This window comes from Caballeronia humi (assembly GCF_001544475.1).
Classification (GTDB): domain Bacteria; phylum Pseudomonadota; class Gammaproteobacteria; order Burkholderiales; family Burkholderiaceae; genus Caballeronia; species Caballeronia humi.
In genome coordinates this window covers 291,582-308,475 of sequence record NZ_FCNW02000003.1, presented here as the reverse complement: position 1 = coordinate 308,475, position 16,894 = coordinate 291,582, and the positions used below count along the sequence as shown (strand labels likewise).

At 66.3% G+C, this 16,894-nt stretch carries 14 protein-coding genes; 7 read left to right on the top strand and 7 right to left on the bottom strand.

The features are described from left to right. Positions 1 to 18: 18 nt before the first annotated feature. The gene (locus AWB65_RS06050; protein ID WP_235007517.1) at positions 19 to 1,041 is read right to left on the bottom strand and encodes a hypothetical protein; all 1,023 of its coding nucleotides are present in this window, start codon (positions 1,039 to 1,041) and stop codon (positions 19 to 21) included. 253 nt (positions 1,042 to 1,294) lie between these two features. Between AWB65_RS06050 and AWB65_RS06045 the strand changes: the two genes are divergently transcribed. Further along, on the top strand, positions 1,295 to 3,472 hold the full coding sequence (locus AWB65_RS06045) for a TonB-dependent receptor (RefSeq protein ID WP_087666264.1): 2,178 nt from the start codon (positions 1,295 to 1,297) through the stop codon (positions 3,470 to 3,472). 90 nt (positions 3,473 to 3,562) lie between these two features. On the opposite strand, the gene AWB65_RS06040 is transcribed toward AWB65_RS06045, so the two are convergent. From AWB65_RS06040 to AWB65_RS06025, 4 genes are all read right to left on the bottom strand, one after another. Continuing rightward, positions 3,563 to 4,807, bottom strand: coding sequence for a porin (locus AWB65_RS06040; protein WP_087666263.1), 1,245 nt, complete (start codon positions 4,805 to 4,807; stop codon positions 3,563 to 3,565). Between the two features lie 687 nt (positions 4,808 to 5,494). Next, entirely contained in the window at positions 5,495 to 5,767 is a 273-nt protein-coding gene (locus AWB65_RS06035; RefSeq protein ID WP_087666262.1) for a hypothetical protein, read from the bottom strand. A 96-nt stretch (positions 5,768 to 5,863) separates the two neighbouring features. Beyond that, positions 5,864 to 7,042, bottom strand: coding sequence for a Rieske 2Fe-2S domain-containing protein (locus AWB65_RS06030; RefSeq protein WP_087666261.1), 1,179 nt, complete (start codon positions 7,040 to 7,042; stop codon positions 5,864 to 5,866). Between the two features lie 211 nt (positions 7,043 to 7,253). After that, entirely contained in the window at positions 7,254 to 8,165 is a 912-nt protein-coding gene (locus AWB65_RS06025; RefSeq protein ID WP_087666328.1) for a LysR family transcriptional regulator, read from the bottom strand. 97 nt (positions 8,166 to 8,262) lie between these two features. Between AWB65_RS06025 and AWB65_RS06020 the strand changes: the two genes are divergently transcribed. Continuing rightward, complete coding sequence (locus tag AWB65_RS06020; protein ID WP_087666260.1) at positions 8,263 to 9,195, top strand: DMT family transporter; 933 nt, start codon at positions 8,263 to 8,265, stop codon at positions 9,193 to 9,195. 309 nt (positions 9,196 to 9,504) lie between these two features. Here AWB65_RS06020 and AWB65_RS06010 read toward each other — a convergent pair whose 3' ends face one another. Then, positions 9,505 to 10,128, bottom strand: a complete 624-nt coding sequence (locus tag AWB65_RS06010; protein ID WP_087666258.1) for a DUF938 domain-containing protein — start codon at positions 10,126 to 10,128, stop codon at positions 9,505 to 9,507. A gap of 226 nt (positions 10,129 to 10,354) precedes the next feature. Here AWB65_RS06010 and AWB65_RS06005 point away from each other — a divergent pair, with 226 nt between their 5' ends. The 3 genes from AWB65_RS06005 (at position 10,355) to AWB65_RS05995 (ending at position 13,444) form a co-directional block, all read left to right on the top strand. Then, positions 10,355 to 10,906, top strand: a complete 552-nt coding sequence (locus AWB65_RS06005) for an ankyrin repeat domain-containing protein (RefSeq protein ID WP_087666257.1) — start codon at positions 10,355 to 10,357, stop codon at positions 10,904 to 10,906. 171 nt (positions 10,907 to 11,077) lie between these two features. Then, complete coding sequence (locus tag AWB65_RS06000) at positions 11,078 to 12,181, top strand: hypothetical protein (RefSeq protein WP_087666327.1); 1,104 nt, start codon at positions 11,078 to 11,080, stop codon at positions 12,179 to 12,181. Between the two features lie 24 nt (positions 12,182 to 12,205). Then, entirely contained in the window at positions 12,206 to 13,444 is a 1,239-nt protein-coding gene (locus AWB65_RS05995) for an MFS transporter (protein ID WP_087666256.1), read from the top strand. Position 13,445: 1 nt separating this feature from the next. Here AWB65_RS05995 and AWB65_RS05990 read toward each other — a convergent pair whose 3' ends face one another. Then, the gene (locus AWB65_RS05990) at positions 13,446 to 14,828 is read right to left on the bottom strand and encodes an FAD-containing oxidoreductase (RefSeq protein ID WP_087666326.1); all 1,383 of its coding nucleotides are present in this window, start codon (positions 14,826 to 14,828) and stop codon (positions 13,446 to 13,448) included. A gap of 174 nt (positions 14,829 to 15,002) precedes the next feature. Here AWB65_RS05990 and AWB65_RS05985 point away from each other — a divergent pair, with 174 nt between their 5' ends. Continuing rightward, complete coding sequence (locus tag AWB65_RS05985; RefSeq protein WP_087666255.1) at positions 15,003 to 16,316, top strand: cation:proton antiporter; 1,314 nt, start codon at positions 15,003 to 15,005, stop codon at positions 16,314 to 16,316. Continuing rightward, entirely contained in the window at positions 16,313 to 16,888 is a 576-nt protein-coding gene (locus AWB65_RS05980) for a P-loop nucleotide/nucleoside kinase family protein (RefSeq protein WP_087666254.1), read from the top strand. The genes AWB65_RS05985 and AWB65_RS05980 overlap by 4 nt, the downstream gene beginning before the upstream one ends. Positions 16,889 to 16,894: the final 6 nt, after the last annotated feature.

Here is a 16,894-nt window from a genome sequence, read left to right as displayed (position 1 = left end):
CGCGCCCGCGCCCGCTACTTACCAGACCTCGCGCGCGTCAAGCACGTTCATCGACTCCGATTCCGGCCGGACTTCGCTGACGCGCGTCCAGTCGTCGCGGGAATCGTCGCGCGGTGCCGCGATGAGCGTGGCGTCGAACGCTTTCGTGGCACCACCCTGCATCAAGCTGCTACGGCTGAACCACGCGCTGCTCCACGGATCGGCGACGGCATCGCTGCCGGACGGCATTACCCGCGCCACTGGAAGGATCGGCTGGCTGCGGCCGGACGCGGCGCCCGCCGTTTCCGACGCCGTCACGATCGCCACGCCAGCGACCACGCTATGAAGCTGGGCCGACGCCGCGACGCGTTCGGTCACCCGCGCACCCGTGATGCCCGCTGACGCCGCCCGGCCCGGCAAAGGCGCAAGGCCGAAGCCCGCCGACGCCGCCATTTCACCTGCCGGTACGCCCGAATCGCTCGACGAAGCCGCGCTGCGCGACCATCCGTCATACGCTGGATACGCCGACTCGGCAATCGCCGCCGCCGATGTCCAGTCGTCGAAGATCGGCTGCGGGCGCGGCTCGGCTTTCACCGGCTTCGCGATTGCGGATATCGCCGCATCAGGCATCGCAACAGGTGCGATGCGGCTCGCGACATCGGTCACCGCGACTTGCGGCGCGGACGCCCCACGAACCTTCGCTGAGCTCACGTTGAACCCGCTGCGCGGCGCCGTCCGGCGACGCGCGGCCGACGTACGTTGCACACTCGCCTTCGCTTGAGGACGCGCCTGCCGCTTGACGCGCGGCATCTGATGCGGCTCTTCGATCAGCACGGAATCCATCATCTCCGTTTGATACGGCTCGTCGGCTCTCGGCGACGCATTCTTGACGGTGCCCGTAGCGGCGGAGGCAAGCATCGGCGCGACGCCTGCGAGGATAAGCGTGGCCTGCCGCAGCGACAGAGCCCGAGCGGCTTGCCCGGAAGTGGCTGCGCCCGCAGCGAACATGGCCTGGAGAGGACGAAACGCGAGGCGATGGCGGATGTTCATTTTCGTTGGCATCACTGATTGACCAGCTTCGGAACATAACGGAAGACGCAAAGCATGAATGTCAACAATTGTTAGGAACCCGCTGAGTGACGCCAATTCGGTTTTCGGTCGCGTCGACGCAACAGAAACCGCACGAACGTTTCATTTAAATGAAAACGATTCGCATCTGCCCATATAATCCGGCGCTTTTCCAAGAGCCGCCGCACTACGCAGCGACAGCTCGACCATCGCAACGAACGACTACCATTCCGCTTCAAATCCAGACATGCACGTCTTATCCATTTCGCGCGTTTCACCGATCAGCGCCGCCGCGCGCTTCTCCTTCCTGCTTGCGGCGCTCAGCCTGCCAACGATCGCGGCCGCGCAAGCCGCGCCGGAAAACACCCTCCCCGCCGTCAAGGTCACCGCGAGCGCCGACGCCCTGCTTCCTGGCGACTTCGCGCCCACTTACGCGGGCGGACAGGTCGCGCGCGGCGGACAGTTCGGCATCCTCGGCACCCAGAAATCGATCGACGTGCCGTTCAGCATGTCGAGCTACACGGCGAAGCTGATCGAAGACCAGCAGGCGCGCACGATCGCCGACGTCGTCGAGAACGACCCGGCCGTGCGCACCGCCTTCGGCTTCGGGAATTTCGCGCAGGTATTCGTGATTCGCGGCTTCGCGCTCACCGGCGACGACATCTCGCTCCACGGCCTCTACGGCGTGACGCCGCGCCAGCTCGTCGCGACCGAGGCGATCGAGCGCGTCGACGTCTTCAAGGGCGCGAACGCGTTTCTCGGCGGCGCGTCGCCGACGGGCTCGGCGGTCGGCGGCGGCATCAATCTCGAACTGAAGCGCGCCGACGACAGGCCGCTCACCCGCATCACCGCCGAAACGAGCGGCTCGGGCGAAGTGGGCGCGCATCTCGACGCCGGCCGGCGCTTCGGCAGCGACGGCCAGTTCGGGATCCGCGTGAACACAGCGCTTCGCGGCGGCGAGACGAGCATCGACGACGAACACCGCCAGAGCGGCGTGACTGCCGTCTCGCTCGACTGGCGCGGCGACAAGCTGCGCCTGCACGGCGATTTTCTGTACCAGCGCGAAAAAATCGACGAAGGCCGCTCGGTCGTCTACGTAACCGGGCCGGGCGTGCCGACAGTCCCCCCCGCGACGCACAACTACGCGCAATCGTGGACCTACAGCAATCTGGAGGACACGGTCGGCATCCTGCGCGCGGAGTACGACTTCCTGCCCGCGTGGACGGCGTATGTGTCGGGCGGCGCGCATCACAGCAACGAGCACGGCGATTATTCGTCGCCGAACTACAACGCCGACACGGGCACTACGGCCTATCGCCTGGGCGTGCCGCGCAAATCCGACGCGCTCGCGGCCGAAGCCGGCGTGCGCGGCCATTTCGCGACGGGCCCGGTGACGCATCAGATTGCGGCGGGCGCGGCGTACACGCATATCGAAGACCGCTCGGCCTACGACTTCTCCGGCACCTACCCGACGAGCCTCTACGACACGGCCCAGGTGCCGCGCCCCGCCGCCGTCATCACCGCCGGGGACTTCGCGGACCCGCCCGTCACGGCCCGCACGATGATGAAGAGCGTCGCGGTATCGGACACGCTGGGGTTTCTGAACGACCGCGTGCTCTTCACGATCGGCGCGCGGCATCAGCAGATCCACCAGAACGGCTACTCCAGCGCGACCAGCGCCCTTACCGATTCCTACGACGACTCCGTCACCACGCCGATCTTCGGGCTCGTCGTGAAGCCGTGGCAGAACGTCGCCTTCTACGCGAACCGCTCGGAAGCGCTCGCAAAGGGCGAGACCGCCCCGGCCGATGCGGTCAATGTCGGGCAGACGCTTGCGCCGTATCGGGCGAAACAGGTCGAATTCGGCGTGAAGTACGACACGACACGCATGGGCGCATCGTTCGCGGCGTACCAGATCGAGAAGCCGACCGCCTATACCGACGCCGACACCCGCATCTTCAGCACGAACGGCAATCAGCGGCATCGCGGGCTGGAGGCGTCGGTTTATGGCGAGCCGTATCGCGGCGTGCGGCTGATCGCGGGCGCGTCGCTCATCAAGGCCGAGCAGCTCGACACCAACAACGGCGGCGCGACCGACGGCAACCGCCCGGTCGGCGTGCCGGGGTTTCTCTTCAACCTGGGCGCCGAATACGACGTGCCGATGCTGACCGGCCTCACGCTCACCGCGCGCTACGTCCACACGGGCAAGCAGTATTTGGACGCGGCGAACACGCTGTCGATTTCATCGTGGAACCGTTTCGACCTGGGCGCGCGCTATGCAACCAACGTCGCCGGCCACGGCACGACGCTGCGTGCCAGCGTGCTGAACGTGACGAACAGGGCGTACTGGGGCTCGACGATGGGCGGTTATCTCACGCAAGGCACGCCGCGCACGCTGCTGCTCTCGGTGACGTCGGATTTTTGATTCCACGCGACGCAGGCGAAAAAAAACCGGGCGCCGAGGCGTCCGGTTTTTTCATGCAGCGCCTGAAGAAGGCGCGGCGTCGATCGTCGATCAGAAGCGGTGGATGATACCCACGCCTGCTGCGAACATGCTGCGCGAGGCCGACGGTGCGCTCTGGAAGCCGTCGCCGATCGTTGCGTTGGCCGACGTCTGACGATTCACGCCAGTACCCGACGGCACCGCGAGCGTGTTGCCGTTCGCGCGCTGGAACGCTTCGAGCGCGTACAGGCCCGTGCGCTTGGACAGCGAGTAGTACTGGGACAGGTTGAACTGGTGGTACGACGCGGCGTCGTTGATGCCGTTCGCCTTGCTCGCCCACGTGTAGCTGTAGCCCGCGCCGAAGTCCCACGTCGGCGATGCCTTCCAGTGCAGCACCGTGCCGGCCGTGTTGAAGACGGCTTCGCTGGTGAAGAGCGAGTTCAGGCCCGGGATGTACTGGACGTTCGTGTACGTGAAGGAGACGTCCCACGCGCTGCTGAACGTGTAGCCGCCCGCAACCGCGAAGCGCTGCTGCGCCTGCGCACGCTGATAGCCGGCCGTCACCGCCGACACGCCCGGCTGGCCTGCGCCCGTGGTGCTCGTCGTGTCGTTGATGGTCGTCGAGCTGCCGCTGTAGATGCCGCCGCCGTTCGCCGCGTTGTTGATGCGCGAGAACGCGACCGCCAGGCCGATCGGGCCTTGCGCGTACTGCGCGCCAGCCGACCACGTCGAGCCTTGATAGACGCTGCCCGGCACACCGGCAAACGAGTACGAGCCGCTCACCGTGACGCCGTACAGCTTCGGCGACGTATAGACGACCGAGTTGTTTGCGCGGTAGATCGTGTCGAGGCCGTCCAGATCGCCCGGGTGCGCGCCGAAGTAGCCCGTGAGCCAGTTCGTCGGGCTATACGGCGAGAGCAGCGTGTAGTACGACGTGTACTGACGGCCGGCGGTGAACGTACCGTAGGCGGGGTTCGTCAAGCCGACCCAGGCCTGACGGCCGAACATCGCATTCGTGAACTGCTGGCTGCCGCTGTTGATGTCGAAGCCCGATTCCAACTGGAAGATCGCCTTGTAGCCGCCGCCGAGGTCTTCCGCGCCCTTCAAACCGAAGCGGCTGCCCGCCCAGATGCCCGACGCCATCTTGACGTTCGAGCGGCCCGGATTGGTTTTGGCAAGGTTCGTCGAGCTGCTTTGATAGACGATCGAATCGTCGACGATACCGTACAGCGTCACGCTGCTTTGCGCGAAGGCCGGCGCTGCCGTCAAAGCGGCGCCGGCGATCATCGCGGCCTTGGTTTTCTGATAACGCTTCATTCTTTTCTCCTCTGAACGGTTTTGGCGGATTCTTGGGCGGAGCTGAAAGCGGCACTGTGTACGTCCGTGCAGTTTTGGTCCACTTCGTTACATTTTGTTGCTCGCAAGTTTAAGGGCTTACAGACGGAATGCGGAAGCATCACGAAATGCGAGTGTCGTTTTTTTTCACTGTCTGGTTAACGAGTATTTCCGCCGCCGTCCGGATGGGGCGGGTGGAGTGCTGGCACAGGCTGGGAGGCTTACGGAGCGTGCTCAAAGGCGGCATTGCGTCGCCTTACATCGTGTAAGCAGAGGGGTTGGAAATCGCGCGCCGGAGGTGGGTGCTGGAATGTCGAAATGTTCGACTTTTCAATCGATCAGGCGCCGCTGGATGAACCCGACCTCCAGCGGCGCCCAGACCTTCTTTAAACCATTCCTGCCGACATCACTGACGCTTTGATGCCTCTTTCTTCACTTTCTTCGCTTCCTTCTTTTCCTTGGGCGTCTTGGTCGCGACTTTCTTTTGCGCCTTCTTGGCGTCCTGGGCTTTACTCATGATGGCCTCCTCTTACGATAGAGCTCTCATAGTGCCCGACGCCGCGCGAATTGGCGAGGCTTGACGCTGGCGCTGGGATGAGGGGGAACTTGCTTTGGTTTCGGTCTATACGTACCGCCCCTCCTCGACCCCAGGCGTCAGCGCCTCTCCCACTAATCGATCTTCGCGCGCAACTCGCGCGCCGTCTCAAGCAATCCCTCATATCCGGAGCGCGCATGCGCCGGCAAATCCGGATCGCCAACGAGCGTACCGAGCGTCTCGATGATGCTGTACAGAATGCCCTTCGCCGCGCCCGCGGCCATCCGGCCCGCCGCGACCGAATCATCGACGTGCGCGAGCGCCGCATCGAAATGTTCGAGCTCGGGCTGCGACGTTTCGGGCGTCGTGGTGTCGTCGGCGGATGGGTCAGTCGAGTCGCGTGTCATGGTCGCACCTCCTTCGTGTGGAGCATCCCTTCTGTATAGCGCCGCCGCGCGTTTCGCGCCAGTGGGCCATGCCCGATGCGCGGCGACATGCACGCCTCATGACGCCGAGGGCAGGTCCGTCACCGGCTGGATCAGATGCACGCGTCGGCCGTCGAAGCCATGCGTGGTCGCATCGCGCTCCGGCGCGCCGCGTTCCGTCAAAAGCGCGCGCAATTCGTTGATGACCGGAAACACTTCGTGATTGTGGTCGGCGCCCTGGCGGTCATGCGCTTCCTGCTCGCGCTCGACGATCCACCGATCCTCCTTGAAGATGCGCTCGGTGAACCATACGAGCAACGGCCACGCGGCATCGAGGACAAGCGGTACTTTCGGGCGGCGGATCGACAACAGGCCAAACGTGCGATTGGTGCGCTGCTCGCGATCGAGCGGCACGTAGGCGATCCACAGATCCATCACCATCGTGTCGTCCTTGGTGCGGATCTTGAGCGTCTGGTACGGATAGGCGGTGCGAATCGTCATGACGTCCTTGTGGGCGTCGTCCGGACGGGTGCTGTCGTTGCCCCGCTTCTGCCCGAACACGAGCGCTTCGCCGATCGGCTGCTTGCCTTCCTCGCGCGCGAACGTGTAATCGACTTCGACCCAGTCCTCGCCGCGCCGGCGCCCGAGCGAGCGCGCCTTCATCTGCCCCATCTGCTTGCGGTGCAGAAACTGATGGTTCATGTCCATCAGGTTTTCGTGCATGAACGTGTAGTGACATTTGACCGCGCGGCCGAAGCGGCGCGTCTTGTAGGCCTTGTCGCTCGCGGAGGCAAGTTCGGGGAACCTGGCTTGACCGGCGAGCAGCGGGTCGCCGGTGAACACGAAGACGAGCCCCGCTTCCTCGCGGCACGGATACGAGCGCACGCCGTTCGGCAGCCGCTCGCGGCCGAGATAAGGGACGTCGATGCAGCGGCCGGTGCAGTCGTAGGTCCAGCCGTGATAGCAGCAGCGGATCGATTCGCCATCGACGACGCCCGCGTGCAGCGGCACCTGCCGGTGCGCGCAGCGGTCCTCGAGCGCGAAGACGCGGCCCGAGTCCGTGCGCACGAGGACGATCGGGTCGCCGGCGAAAAAGACGCCGTGCGTCTTGCCACGCTTCACCTCGCGCGACCACGCGAGCGGATACCAATGATCGGGATGGATGTCGACGCGGCGCAGGTCGCGCGGCGTCTGCGACGCGCCTGCGTCGCTGGAACCGGCGTTCTGCTCCGTTTGCTGCGGCAACGCTGCGTGCATGAACGATGCCTCCGTATGAGGAAATCTGTTGGGCCGCGGCCCTCGGGCGCGGCGTGGCGAACGAGCATTCGCAGTCTACACGGCGACGCTGTTTTCGGCTCGAAGTCGATGATCCTTGCGTGAACGGCGGCCTCCGCGGCCTCCTGCTTCGGCACCCTTGCTGTCTGTTCTGCTGAGGCGATGCAATCGACCGTGCCAACGGCCGGTGCGCTCAAGCCAGCCGCTCCGCCAGAAAGTCGATCAGCGCGCGCACCTTCGGCGGTAAAAAGCGGTTCGGCGGATAGAGCAGCCAGACCGGTCCCTGATACGCGCGCGCTTCGAGGGTCCAGTCGTCGAGCACGCGCGTGACGGCGCCCGCCGCGAGCGCGTCGAGGGCGGCAAATTCCGGCAAGCTCGCGATGCCGAGGCCTGCCTGCGCCGCCTCCAGGCGCGCGCCCGCGTGATTCGCGACATAGCGGCCGCGCACCGCCACGCTCGCCGTCTCGCTGCCGCGGCGGAACTGCCAGCGGTTGTCATCGGCGGTTTCGCCTAGCCAGATGCAATCGTGCGTCGCGAGCTCGCGCGGATGCGTGGGCGTGCCGCGCTCGCGCAGATACGCGCCCGACGCGCACAGCACCCAGCGCACGCGTCCGAGCGGTCGCGCCGCGAGCCCCTGCGGCGGGCGCTCCGTCACGCGGATCACGAGATCGAGATCGCTGTCGAGCGGATCGATATCGTGGTCGTCGAAGCGCAACTGGATGTCGACTTCGGGATAAGCCGCGAGAAACGCCGGCACGAGCGGATGAATCACGGATTTCGCATACGCCGACGGCGCGCTCACCGCGACCCGCCCCTGCGCCCTGCCGACGACGCGCCCCGCCGCGTCGACCGCTCCCGACGCGGCCGCCGCCATGTCGCGACAGTACCGATACACCTGCTGGCCCGATTCGGTCACGCGGACCTTGCGCGTCGAGCGTTCGAGGAGGCGCGTGGCGAGCGCGTCCTCGAGACGCTTGATCTGGCGACTGACGGTCGATGGCGTGCTGCCGAGCTGGCGTGCGGCGACCGAGAAGTTGCCGGCATCGACGACGCGCGCGAACACCGCCATGTCGGGCAGCAACGCAAAAAGTTCGGACGGGTTCATTTGTGCGCGAGACGCAAAAAGGTTGTGCACGCGCACCCGATTATCGCGGTTCATACATCATTCGACAATGGCGGCTCGACTCCTTACCGGCCGCGCCATGACAACCGACACCAAGCGTCTGCAACTTCTCTCGGACCTGATGTTGCTCGGGGTCGCCATCGTGTGGGGCAGCAGCTACGGGGTCGTGAAGGAGGCGCTGGCGGTCTATCCCGTGCTCGCTCTCCTTGCGCTGCGCTTCGGCATCACGTTCTGTTTACTGTCGCCGAGTCTGCGACACTTTCGCCGCGCCGATGCCGCCACCGTGCGTGGCGTGCTGACCGTCGGCGTATTGCTCTTCGCGATCTTTCTCGCGGAAACCTTCGGCGTGATGCAGACGCGCGCGGCAAACGCGGCGTTCCTCATCAGCCTGTGCGTCGTGCTGACGCCGATCGTCGAATGGGCGCTGTTGCGGCGGCGGCCGAGCCGTATCGAATGGCTGGCGGTCGCGGTGTCGCTCGCGGGTGCGTGGCTCCTCGCCGGCGACGGCGCGTTCGTCTTCAACTCCGGCGACGCGCTGATCCTTGTGGCGGCCCTGTTGCGCGCGCTCAACGTCTGTGTGACCAAGCGCGTCATGCGCGGCGCGGCAGCCCTGCCCGCGCTGTCGATCACGGCGGTGCAGGCGGGCGTCGTCACGATCGGGAGCGTGGTCGTCGCGCTGGTTTTCGCGCCGGGGCAACTGCGCCACGTGCCCGCGTTCGCCGGACACGGGCTCTTCTGGGGATCGGTGATCTATCTCGTCTGCGCGTGCACGCTGTTCGCGTTCTTCGCGCAGAACTTCGCGATCGGCCGCAGCAGCCCGACGCGCGTGTCCCTGCTGATGGGCAGCGAACCCGCGTTCGGCGCGCTCTTCGCGAGTGTGTGGCTGGGGGAAACGGTGTCGGCTGGCGGCTGGATCGGCGGCGGGATGATCGTCGCGGCATCTCTGATGGCGACGGTGCGGTGGGGGAAGCCGGTCGCGGTCGCGGAGCGCGGCGTCGGCGTGGGGACTTGAGGCTTCTTGGACGGCTTGCCGCGCGACGAAACGCGATGCGCGCGGTGCAAGTCTGAATGCTTTCAGACCATCGAGCGCGATAAGTATCGCCGCGCCGAAACGCGTGAAGCGACGACGCGCTCGATTTGATCAAACAGCTTGCCGCGCGCGACTTGGCGCGGTGCGCGCGGCGCAATTCCGAACGCTTCCTGACCATCGAGCGCGATACGTAACGCCACGCCGAAGCGCGTGAAGCGAACGTGTTCGATTTGATCAACAATTTGCCGCTCGTGACCTGGCACGTTGCGCGCTGCGCAATTTCGGACGCTGTCAGACCGTCGCACCCTTCCGAAACACCAGACTGAAGTTATTCGCCGGCATCGGCACGACTTCCTCCAGCACGAAACCAGCGCCGCGCCCCAGCGCGTCCACCGCTTCCATGTCACGCACGCCCCAGCGCGGGTCGGTTGCGCGGAGTTGCGCATCGAATGCTTCGTTGCTCGGCGCCGTGTGCGCGCCGTCGCGCTTGTACGGGCCATACAGGTAGAGCACACCACCCGCCGCGATCAACCGCCCGGCGCCGTCGAAAAGTGCCTCGGCCGCGTCCCAAGGCGCGATGTGGATCATATTGACGCAGACGATCGCCGCTGCCGATTTCACGCCCCAGTCCGCCGCGCGCACATCGGTTGCGAGCGGCGTCTTCAGGTTCGCAAGCCCTTCGTGAACGCGCCACGCCTCGATGGACGCACGCGAGCCCGCATCCGGATCGCTCGGCTGCCAGTCGATGCCCGGCAGCGCCCTCGCGCAATGCACGGCGTGCTGGCCGGTGCCGCTCGCGATCTCCAGCACGACGCCGCGCTCTGGCAGGACGCGCGCGAGCACGGCGAGGATGGCGTCGCGGTTGCGTTCGGCGGCGGGCGCCTTGCGGCGTACGGCGATGTCGGAATCGGTCATGTGAGCGGCTCCCTTTGATCGATGGATTGCGCCGAGCGTAAGTGCGCGCGACATCACGAGTCAAGCACGCAAGCGCCCACTTGGCGCGAATCGTGCTGACACGCAGCCCGCGCGAGCAAACCTGTATCCTTCAACCTGCGCTTTCGACCTGCACACAGTTCGACGCTTAAGAGCACGCAACCCGCCCGCCGCGCGTTTCACCCGGCAGCCGAGACGGAGCAAGACCATGCAAGAACCCGACAACCGAACGACGCAGGGCCCCGACGAGGACATGATCGCGTTCGCGAGCGAAGTATTTGATGTCGCCCGGCGCGGCGATGCGGTGATGCTCGACGCCCTGCTGTCGAAGGGCCTCCCGCCGAACCTGCGCAACGACCACGGCGACACGCTCGTGATGCTCGCGAGCTATCACGGCCACGCCGACGCGGTGCGCGTGCTCCTCGAACACAAGGCCGATCCCGATCTGCGCAACGATCGTGGCCAGACGCCGATCGCGGGCGCCGCATTCAAGGGCTACCTGCCGGTCATCGAAGTGCTGCTCGCGCACGGCGCGGATGTCGAAGGCGCGTCGCCGGATGGCCGCACGGCGCTGATGATCGCGGCGATGTTCAATCGCGTCGAACTGGTGGAGTATCTGATCGCGCACGGCGCGGACCCCGGGGCGCGCGACGCGAACGGCTTCTCCGCGCGCGATGCCGCTGAAAAGATGGGTGCGCCCGATACCGTCGCGCGGCTCGCCGCGGCAACTGAAGCGCGCCCGAAGCCATTGGGCGACTGAGCGCCCGCAGCGCGCGTTAACTTCTCAATCCGCCCCGGCCATGCAAGCTGCGTCCGGGGCGATCTGACCCAGGCAGGCGGCCCGGACAATGGAGCTTTTGTGATGACTGGCGGTTTCTCGCGTCGAAGTCGAAGTCGAGATGGTTCAGCCCGAGATCTGTCGTTGCCGGCGATGCTGGCGCTTGGCCTCGCTGTGGCGGCGCTCTTTGCCGCGTGGCAGCGCCGCGCCCGGCTGAGTGCCCTCGCCGCGCTCTGCGCGCTGTCGGCGTGCAGTCTCTTGCCGCAGCAGTCGCCTGTGCCGATCGTCGAGCATTCGTACCAGCCGCCGCCGAGCGAAGGTGAAGCCGCCGATGCCGAGGAGCCGTCGTCGGCGGTGGTCGTCGCCGAAGCCGAGCCGGCGTCGCAAACGAAAACGCCGCCTCCGCCAAAACCGAAACGCCGCGTCGTGAAGCCGAAGCCCGTGGTGCCGCCCGCTCCTCCGCCTGTGGAAGAGCCCGAGCCGCCGCCTCCGCCGCAGATCATCTCAACGCGCATTCTCCAGCACGACCAGCTCCACGGCCTGCTCGACAGCGAAGTGCAGCGTCCCGACGGCAAGGTGATCGGCCGGGCAATCGACCTTTTCGTCGACAACGCCGCGAAGCCTAAGCTGATGATGGTGAATCTTGCGGGCTTCCTCGGTGTGGGCGATCGCAAGGTCGTCTTTCCGTGGACGGCGTTCCGCTTCACGCCGGCCGCGAAAACCGCCGCGATCACGCTCGGCGCGCCTCCGCCCGGCATGCCGAAGCCGAAGACCGATGCGGTGCCCAAGCCGCTGCCGGTTAAGGACGTGCCGCCCAACCTCGCACAGCTCGTCGATTCGACCGTTCTCGCGAAAAACGGCGGCCGCATGGGCCGCGTGGTCGACGTGCTGATCGACTCGCAGGCACAGCCGCAGGCGGTCGTGGTCGACCTGAGCGATTCGCTCTCCGGCGACAAGCGACACGTCGCGGCGAACTGGGGCGACTTGCGGCTCGTGACACGCAACAAGGCCCTGCAATTGCAGATGGATTTCACCGACGCGCAACTGAAGGCGTCACCTACTTACGGACCTGAACAACCGATCAAGATCGTTTCTCCCGTCGTGCCCGCGCCGGCTTCCGCCACCGCTGCCGCTTCGGCCCCCGCGTCCGCTGCGTCGTCTTCGTCGGGCGCCGTCGCGACCGGCGCGGTGGCGTCGGGCGCGTCGGGGGTCGCGGGCGTGGTGGGTGCGGCTTCGGCCGCGCGCTCCTCCAGATAACGACAACGAGACCGATCCACAACAATGGTAATTGCACGAAGTCTTCGCGCGCTCGACTGGCTGAACTTCTTCGTCGCCAACGTGCAGACCGGCTTCGGCCCTTTCATCGCGTCCTACCTTTCGGCCAACAAATGGACGCAGGGCGAGATCGGCCTGATGCTCTCCGTCGGCACGATCAGCGCGATGGCGAGCCAGCTGCCGGCGGGCGCGCTCGTCGACGCAATGCGCAACAAGAAGTTCGCCGCCGCCTCCGCGATCATCGCGATCATCGCGAGCGCGCTCTTTCTCGCGGCGAGCCCGACGTTCGTCATGGTCTTCGCCGCCGAAGTGCTGCACGGCTTCGCGAGCTGCATGCTCGTGCCCGCGATGGCGGCGATCTCGTACGCGCTCGTCTCCCGTGCCGATCTCGGCGACCGGCTCGGGCGCAACGCGCGCTGGGCATCGATCGGCAGCGCGCTCACGGCCGCCCTGATGGGCGTGTTCGGCGAGTATTTCTCGCTGCGCTCGGTGTTCTTCCTGACAGCCGCGCTCGCGCTGCCGGCGCTCGTCGCGCTTTCGATGATCCATCACGAGATGGCGCCGAAGCTGCCGCGCGGCAGTCCGAAGGAGAAAAAGCTGACGGAAACCGGCGAGGAGCGCGAGACCCTGCGCGAGATGCTGCAGGACAGGCGCCTCTTGATCTTCGCGGCGTGCATCGTGCTGTTTCACCTCTCGAATGCGGCAATGCTGAATCTCGCCGCCGGCGAAGTCACCGCGCACATGGGCGACAACGTTCAACTCGTGATCGCGGCGTGCATCATCGTGCCGCAGTTCATCGTCGCGGCGCTGTCGCCGTGGGTCGGACGGCAGGCGCAGCGCTGGGGACGACGCCCGGTGCTGATCCTGGGCTTTTGCGCGCTGCCGGTGCGCGCGCTGCTGTTCGCCGGCGTGAGCAGCCCGTATCTGCTCGTGCCGGTGCAGATGCTCGACGGCATCAGCGCGGCCGTGTTCGGCGTGATGCTGCCGCTGATCGCCGCCGACGTCGCCGGTGGCAAGGGCCGCTACAACCTGTGCATCGGCTTCTTCGGGCTGGCGGCGGGCGTCGGGGCGACGCTTTCGACGGCGGCCGCGGGTTTCGCCGCCGACCGCTTCGGCACGTCGATGAGCTTCTTCGGGCTTGCTGCGGCCGGCGCGCTCGCGGCGGCGCTCGTCTGGCTTGCGATGCCTGAAACGCGCGAGGCGGCGCTCACGAAGGAAGCCGAGAAGCCGCCGGTCGAGGCTTGATTTATTTGAGCGGCTTCAGCATGCCGAGCAGCGTCGGGATCAGTTCGCTGACGGTCGGATGGATGTGCATCGCCTGTTGCAGCGTCGTGTAGGGCGCGCCCGCGTTCATGATGTCGACGAACGTATGGATCGCTTCATCGCCTTCGATGCCGTGGATCGCCGCGCCGAGAATCCGCTTCGTCTTCGCGTCGACCATCGCCTTCATGAAGCCGTCCGTCTCGCTGCGTTCGCGCGCGCGGCCCACGCGTGACATCGGCATCCTCGCGATCAGTGCGTCCGCGCCAGCCGCGCGCACTTCGCTCTCGCTCATGCCGACGCGCGCGAACGGCGGATCGACGAATACCGCGTAGGTCATGATCCGTGTATCGACGTTGCGCGTTTCGCCGTCGAGGAGATTCGCCGCGACGACCTCGAAATCGTTGTACGACGTATGCGTGAACGCGCCGCGCCCGTTCACGTCGCCGATCGCCCAGATGCCCTCGACCTTCGTGCGCAACTGGGCGTCGACTTCAATCAGGCCGTGTTTGTCGGTGGCGAGGCCCGCGGCGTCGAGGCCGAGGTCGTCGGTATTGGGCTGTCGGCCGGTCGCGAAGAGCAGATGCGAGGCGTTGAGCGTCGCCTCGTTCAGCGTGATCCGCACGCCCTTCTCCAGCGGCTCGACACGCGTCGGCTCCCCGCCGAAACGGAACTCGACGCCCTCCTTCGCCAGCACGGCCTGAACGCTTTCGGCGAAATCAGCGTCCTCGCGCGCGAGCACGCGCTTGCCGCGCACGAGCACCGTCACGCGGCTGCCGAAACGGCGAAACATCTGCGCGAATTCGAGCGCGATATAGCTCCCGCCGACGATCACCAGATGCTCGGGCACCTCGGTGAGATCGAGCAGCGTCGAGTTGGTCAGATACGAAACGCGCTCGATGCCGTCGATGTCGGGAATCGTCGGGCGCGTGCCGGTGTTGATGAAAACCGTGTCGGCTTGCAGGTCGTGCTGCTGGCCGTCGTTTCCGTCGACGCGGATCGCGTGCAGACCCGTAAAGCGCGCGTGGCCAGTGAAAACCGTCATGTTGGGCGTATCGCGGAGCCATTTTTCGACGCCGTTGCGTGACTGGCCGATCACCTCGTCCTTGCGTGCCTTCACGCGCGCCATGTCGATGCGCACGTCGCCGCCGATCATCACGCCGTACTCCGCCGCATGGCGCGCGACATGCGCGGCGCGCGCGCTCGCGACGTACGTCTTGGTCGGCGTGCAGCCGACGTTCACGCAGGTGCCGCCGAACAGATGCCGCTCGATGACCGCCGTCTTGCGTCCGCTTTGCGCGAGGCGCACGGCGAGCGGCGAGCCGCCTTGTCCGGTGCCGATCACGACGGCGTCGAAATGCTGTGACATGGAAACCTCCCGCGATTGCGTTGCCTTGCGTTGAACGAGGGTCGTCATATCTTACGCGTCGCGCGCGCCGATTGCGTGCACCAAAAGGCGCGACGGGCATGGGCCGTGCTACCTTGATTCATCTTCCGGCCACAGAGAAAGCGCCGGCCATTTCCCCTCTGCAGACAGGTTTCCATGACCGAGACGATGTGGTTTCTCGTCGTTGGCGGTGTACTCATCCTCATGGGGCTTGCCAGTTCGACCTTTAAGCATCTGCCGATCAGTACGGCGATGTGCTACCTCGCGATCGGCTTCGGCTTGGGGCCCGCGGGCGCCGGCCTCCTCTCCCTCGATCTCCTCGCCGATGCCACCGTGCTGCGCCGCATCACCGAAGTCGCGATGCTCGTGTCGCTGTTCGCGATCGGCCTGCGCCTGCGCGTCCCGCCCACCGACCGAATCTGGCTGTTGCCGCTGCGGCTCGGCGTCGTCGCGATGGTGCTGACGGTCGCCGCGCTGACGCTGGTCGGCGTGTATCTGCTCGGCCTGAACTGGGGCCCGTCGCTGCTGCTCGCGGCGATGCTCGCGCCGACCGACCCCGTGCTCGCCCACGACGTGCAAGTCGAGCGTCCCGGCGACATCGACTTGCTGCGCTTTTCGCTGACGGGCGAAGGCGGCCTGAACGACGGCATCGCGCTGCCGTTCGCGCTGCTCGGCGTCGCCGTGTGCAAGTACGAGGCATCACCGGGCGAGGCGCTCTCGTGGGCGTTCACGGGCGAGGCGCTGTGGGGCGTCGCGGGCGCGCTCGCGAGCGGCTGGCTGCTCGGTGATCTCGCCGTGCGGCTCGTTGCGTTCCTGCGCACGCGCCACGGCCAGGCGCTCGGCCCCGAGGGCTTCTATGCGCTCGGGTTGATCGCGCTATCGTACGGCGTCGCCGAATTGCTGCACACGTACGCGTTCCTCGCGGTGTTCGCGGCCGGCCTCGCGATGCGCCGCGTCGAGCAGAAGGCGAGCGGCGACAAGTCGCCGCGCGAGGCAATGGGCACGATCGACGCGGACGACGTCGGTTCGGTTGCCTCCGATCCGGAGCGCGCGCACGCGTTCATGGCGGAACGCGTGCTCGGCTTCACGATCGAACTGGAACGCATCGCGGAGGTGGCGATCATGCTGATCGTCGGGGCGGTGCTCGCGAACTACTGGCAGCCGATGTTGACCTGGCACGCGGTGATCCTGATCGTCGCCCTGTTCGTGGTCGTGCGGCCGGCGGCGGTCGAGGCGTCGCTCGTCGGATCGATGGCGACGGGGCCGCAGCGGCGGCTGATGAGCTGGTTCGGGATACGCGGCGTCGGCTCGTTCTATTACCTGATGTTCGCGCTGGAACACGCGCCGAAAAGCGCCGCCGGACCGCTGATTCCGCTCGTGATCGCGGTGATCGCGGCGTCGGTGATCGTGCACGGCATCTCTTCGACGCCGCTGATGAAGTGGTATCAGCGCGGACGGTCAACCCTATGACACATCTGATTTTCTTCTGCGGCCACGCCGGCACCGGCAAGACGACGCTCGCCAGGCGGCTGGTGCCGCGGCTCATGCGCGCGACTGGCGAACCGTTCTGCATGCTCGACAAGGACACGCTCTACGGCGCCTACAGCGCCGCTGCGATGGGCGCGCTCACCGGCGACCCGAACGATCGCGACAGCCCTCTTTTTTTGCAGCACTTGCGCGATCCCGAGTATCGATCGCTGATCGATACCGCTCGGGAGAACCTCGAACTCGGTGTATCGGCGGCGGTGGTCGCGCCGTTGTCCCGCGAAGTGCGAGACGGGCGGATTTTCGAGCGCGCGTGGCTCGGCATTGGCGATGAGGTGACGCTGCGCGTCGTCTGGGTTCATGTCGATGAAGACGTGGCGCGTGAGCGGATCGTCGCGCGTGGCAATCCGAACGACGCGTACAAGCTCGCACATTGGGACGAGTACAAGTCGCGCCGCTTCGTTCCGAGTGGCGATCAATGCCGCGATTTGCTGATGTTCGATAACTCGGTACCGTCGGACGAAGCTTATGAGGAGTTGCTGAAGCGCCTTCTGTAGCGGCTT